This is a genomic window from Aeromonas sp. QDB56, from assembly GCF_027705505.1.
GTDB lineage: Bacteria > Pseudomonadota > Gammaproteobacteria > Enterobacterales > Aeromonadaceae > Aeromonas > Aeromonas caviae.
In genome coordinates this window covers 1-4643 of the sequence record NZ_JAPDBZ010000204.1, presented here as the reverse complement: position 1 = coordinate 4643, position 4643 = coordinate 1, and the positions used below count along the sequence as shown (strand labels likewise).

5 protein-coding genes and 1 pseudogene are annotated in these 4643 nt (G+C 51.5%); 2 read left to right on the top strand and 4 right to left on the bottom strand.

Features of this window, described 5'->3' with window-relative positions; genetic code table 11:
• Nucleotides 1–55 precede the first annotated feature (55 nt).
• The 3 genes from OKB81_RS19420 to OKB81_RS19410 are packed head-to-tail and all read right to left on the bottom strand — an operon-like array spanning nt 56 to nt 2073.
• Complete coding sequence (locus OKB81_RS19420; protein ID WP_270805389.1) at nt 56–646, bottom strand: HD domain-containing protein; 591 nt, start codon at nt 644–646, stop codon at nt 56–58.
• A 16-nt stretch (nt 647–662) separates the two neighbouring features.
• Nucleotides 663–1844 (bottom strand): Arm DNA-binding domain-containing protein, encoded by a 1182-nt coding sequence (locus OKB81_RS19415; protein WP_270805388.1) that lies wholly within the window; start codon nt 1842–1844, stop codon nt 663–665.
• A complete protein-coding gene (locus tag OKB81_RS19410) occupies nt 1837–2073 on the bottom strand; it encodes a hypothetical protein (protein WP_270805387.1) in 237 nt (78 codons plus the stop codon). The genes OKB81_RS19415 and OKB81_RS19410 overlap by 8 nt, the downstream gene beginning before the upstream one ends.
• Before the next feature lie 119 nt (nt 2074–2192).
• Here OKB81_RS19410 and OKB81_RS19405 point away from each other — a divergent pair, with 119 nt between their 5' ends.
• Nucleotides 2193–2432 (top strand): helix-turn-helix domain-containing protein, encoded by a 240-nt coding sequence (locus OKB81_RS19405; RefSeq protein ID WP_270805386.1) that lies wholly within the window; start codon nt 2193–2195, stop codon nt 2430–2432.
• 462 nt (nt 2433–2894) lie between these two features.
• Here the strand turns inward: OKB81_RS19405 and OKB81_RS19400 are convergent.
• Nucleotides 2895–3327: pseudogene (locus tag OKB81_RS19400) on the bottom strand (transposase); the annotation flags it as partial.
• A gap of 220 nt (nt 3328–3547) precedes the next feature.
• On the opposite strand from OKB81_RS19400, the gene OKB81_RS19395 reads away from it, so the two are divergent.
• Nucleotides 3548–4528 (top strand): IS5-like element ISKpn26 family transposase, encoded by a 981-nt coding sequence (locus OKB81_RS19395; protein ID WP_270805385.1) that lies wholly within the window; start codon nt 3548–3550, stop codon nt 4526–4528.
• Nucleotides 4529–4643: the final 115 nt, after the last annotated feature.

Sequence of the window (4643 nt, the reverse complement as noted above, 5' to 3'; positions counted from 1 at the left end):
GATTAAATCAGATCACAAACGAAGCCTTTTTTCTATCTATTTCAATTGGTTGTAGCTAAAGATCCTGTACATGATGGATCCCTGCTTCTGTTTGGCTATAGATCTTGCCCAGGTCATGGAATAATCCAGCAACAAGCGCCAACTGACACTCCTTGGCCGAATGATGCAAGCGCAGTGCATTACTATATGCCAATTCAGCCACCTCGAGACTGTGGACCAACAGGCCGTGAGGGAAGGCATGATGGTCTTGGTAGCTGGCCGGCATGGTAATGAAGGCGTTGAATTGCTCGGGCTGTGTCGACCAGTAGGACACAAACCGCTGCAGGCAAGGATCTGTGATAAATCCCAGTAACCCAACGAATCGAGTCAGTAGCGGCAAGCGGCCTCTGTTGAGCCGGCTGATAGCATTGGAATACAGTTCGTAGCTGATCCTGGCTGGAACAGCTACCAGCGCATCAATGATGATGTGTCCTTGTCGGTTGGTCTCATAGCTGATTTCGACAAGCCCACTTTCATAAGGATATCTAGATGCAGTATCGGCCGTCAAAAGGGCCTGTATGGGGTCGTTGCCGTAAAGTAGTTCGCAGACCGTAATGGGCAAGTGGCCGCTGCGCTCGATCCTAGTTAACCAGCAGAGTTGTTTCATCATCATTCTCCAATGCTCAGGTTGATGCAATCAGCGAATTGAAGGCACTGCCGTCCTGGCGTGTCGCATTAGGTATAAAACGGCTGTAGACCTCAAACAGCATCTTGGTGGTGCTGTGCCCGAGTTGTTGGGCTATCCACTCGGGGCTTTCTCCGGAGGCCAGCCAGAGTGTTGCTGTGGTGTGGCGGGTCTGGTATGGCCTCCGCCGAGTCAAACCCAGCACGAGCAGGGTGGGGTACCAGATGCGCTTGGTGACATTGCGATGATCCAGTGGATTGCCGGCTTCATTGCAAAAGACATAATCATAGTGGCGGGTGGCTTCACGCTGTTTGAGCAATGCCTGATAGACAGGCTCTGACATTTGAATAGCTCGATAGGATGATTGGGTTTTCGGTGTTTCGACTTTGCCATTGACCAAGGCTTGTTCGATCAGGATCTGCCGCTTATTGAAGTCCACGTAGCGCCAGAGCAGACCATCTATCTCCGCTGTACGCATACCGGTGAAAAAGCGAACTGTATAGTAAGGTTGATAGTCTGCACGTACCCCGGCCAGAAAAGTGCGAACCTCGGCCAAAGAAAATGGTTCAATTGACCCTCTGTTGATTTTCAGTGGGCGAATGTTCTGGAACGGATTTTCAAAATCACAACGCAACGCCGCCTCGTTAAATACACATCGCAACGGCGTCATGATGTGATTGATGCGGTCATTGGTGATGCTGCGCTTGCTGGCTGTATATCCTTTGCCCAGTCGGCCCCTAAAGTTCAGTATGTCCGCACGAGAGATCGTATCGATTGGCTGAGAGCCGAAATTTGGCAACAAGTAGCGCTCAAAAATCGAGTTGATGTTGAGGCTATGACTTGTCTTCCAAAATGCTTCATTTTCCGCCATCCATTGTTGGCTGAACGCAGCGAAGGTTGGCATATTGCCGACTAGCTGCGGCGTTAACGGTGAACGGGTGATCAGCTCTTTTGTTTCTTGGTCGAGTCGCTCAAATTCTGCACAGCGTTTGCTGCTGGGAAAGTAATCGCGATAGATGAATCGCCCCAGACGGATCGCTCCTTCTATCTCCTCCATGACTTTTTCGAGTCGACTACGGTTGAGCTTGGTGTCCTTAAGCATGGTCTGCTCGCGGCAGCGCACCTGTTGGTAGTGGAAATCGAAAAAGAGTTTGCCATCTCGGCTTCGGATGCTACCCACGGCATACACCTCCGTTGGCCATCGGAATCATCGACAGCTGACGGTTACTCGGCTTGTACATCTCCTGCTCGATCGCTTCCCAGATGTAGAAGACTTTCCGTCCGCCAAAAGGTCGGATGTAGTGGGTACCCTCCAAGAACACTGTGTTTTTGAGCCCATGATTGATGTAAGCTGCGCTAAACTTGATTCGTTCAGCAAGTTCGTCCGCAGTAAGCAATGTTTTGTTCATAGAGCACCTCATTGTTCCCACATGGATTTAATGTTCTATGAGGGAACATTAGGGTGATTTGCGTGTTCTGTCAAAGAACATTTGGTGTTATTTTTGAAATATATTTCTTTAGGAGTTTTATGATCCGATTTCGGCTGAAGGAACTGATCGCGGAGAAGGAGTTTCGGGAGCAACGCAAAATCACGCTCATCGAGGTCGCAGAGAAAACTGGTGTCAACAGAACATCACTGTCAAAAATGCAGAATCCGGCCAACCGCCATTCCACTACCACTGCTGCAGTCGATGCCTTGTGTAACTACTTTGGCTGTACGGTGGGGGAGTTAATGGTCCATGTACCGGAACCGCAAGATCCCGCTTGATGTGACCTAAGGACAACATGACTAAGAACGAGCAGCAAAAGGAATTGTATCCATGGCGTGACGTGGAAAAGGCCGGCAATAATCCTAGGCGAAGGATCAAGATGAGCTTGGTCGGTGTCCAGTTGATGGGCGGCAAAGGTCTCAGTTGTCCCTGTTGCGGTTGTTCTTACGAAAAATTGACCTGGTTTGAATTCTCCTGTCCACCGTGGACTTGGCAAATGTCCAGGTCGAATTGATTAGACAGATGGTGGACTAGTGCACGACGTGAGTGCTTCAGCCCAATCGTTATCTTGTGATTATGCCGATATCTTGAACTCGCATCATGCTTCGATCAGGGCTGCCGGTTGGTCAGCACCAGGGGGAGAGCAGAGGTCTTATCTCGTGCAGACCGTCATCGCTTACCTGTCCCGTTTCTTTTGCCATATCTGAGATTGTAAATCTTTCTGTGTAACTGGCGGCTAATCACTGTCCGAGCCGCTCGCCGAAAAGGATCATGAATTGCGTCATGGCCAGTTTCCAATCACAGATGGGCATGGTCCATTTCTTCGCTATCTGGTGCAGGGCTAGGTACAGCACCTTCATCACCGACTCGTCCATTGGGAATGAGCGCCGCCCGAGGCTTGGTGACTTTCCGCAGCGAGGCGTTGAGGGATTCAATGGCGTGAGTGGTGTAGAGCACCTTACGGATCTACAGTGCATAGTCAAAGAACACGCATATCCGCTCACAGTTGTTGGCCAACGAGCGACCGATGCTGGGGTGCTCCTCGTCCCACGTAGCCGCAAACTTGCTCAGTGCCAGCTCGGCTTCGGCCAGGGGGGCGCCGCCATAGATACAGCGCAGATCGCTGGCCACCTCCCTGCATTGCTTCCAGCTGACATAATGCAGCGAATGTCGGTTTGAATATCAGGTGAAGCGTAGAACCCGAATTGCAGCAAAGTGTCTTGTGGCCAATCGTTGTTGAGTAGACCATTAACAACCCTATCCCCCGTACCCGGTTATCATGACGGCGTTTCAGTTAGAAGGCCCCAAAGGCTAGGATCTTCTCAGGAAGGTGCGAACAAGTTCCTGATATGAGATCATCATGTTCATCCGGAGCGCATCCCAGAGGGACATCATGAGCTATCAACTCACCTTCGCCGATAGTGAATTCAGCACTAAGCGCCGTCAGACCCGAAAAGAGATTTTCCTCTCCCGCATGGAGCAGATTCTGCCATGGCAGAATATGACCGCTGTCATCGAGCCGTTTTATCCCAAGGCGGGCAATGGCCGACGGCCCTATCCGCTGGAGACCATGCTGCGTATTCACTGCATGCAGCATTGGTACAACCTGAGCGACGGTGCCATGGAAGATGCTCTGTACGAAATCGCCTCCATCCGTCTGTTTGCCCGGTTATCCCTGGATAGCGCCTTGCCGGACCGCACCACCATCATGAATTTCCGCCACCTGCTGGAGCAGCATCAACTGGCCCGCCAATTGTTCAAGACCATCAATCGCTGGCTGGCCGAAGCAGGCGTCATGATGACCCAAGGCACCTTGGTCGATGCCACCATCATTGAGGCACCCAGCTCTACCAAGAACAAAGAGCAGCAACGCGATCCGCAGATGCATCAGACCAAGAAAGGCAATCAGTGGCACTTTGGCATGAAGGCCCACATTGGTGTCGATGCCAAGAGTGGCCTGACCCACAGCCTAGTCACCACCGCGGCCAACGAGCATGACCTCAATCAGCTGGGTAATCTGCTGCATGGAGAGGAGCAATTTGTCTCAGCCGATGCCGGCTACCAAGGGGCGCCACAGCGCGAGGAGCTGGCCGAGGTGGATGTGGACTGGCTGATCGCCGAGCGCCCCGGCAAGGTAAGAACCTTGAAACAGCATCCACGCAAGAACAAAACGGCCATCAACATCGAATACATGAAAGCCAGCATCCGGGCCAAGGTGGAGCACCCGTTTCGCATCATCAAGCGACAGTTCGGCTTCGTGAAAGCCAGATACAAGGGGTTGCTGAAAAACGATAACCAACTGGCGATGTTATTCACCCTGGCCAACCTGTTTCGGGTGGACCAAATGATACGTCAGTGGGAGAGATCTCAGTAAAAACCGGAAATAACGCCAGAAATGGCGAAAAAATAGCCTAAATAGGCTGATTCGATGTGTTTGCGGGAAAAAAATCGGCCCAGATCCGCGAAATTTTAATCAGCGAGTCAGCTTG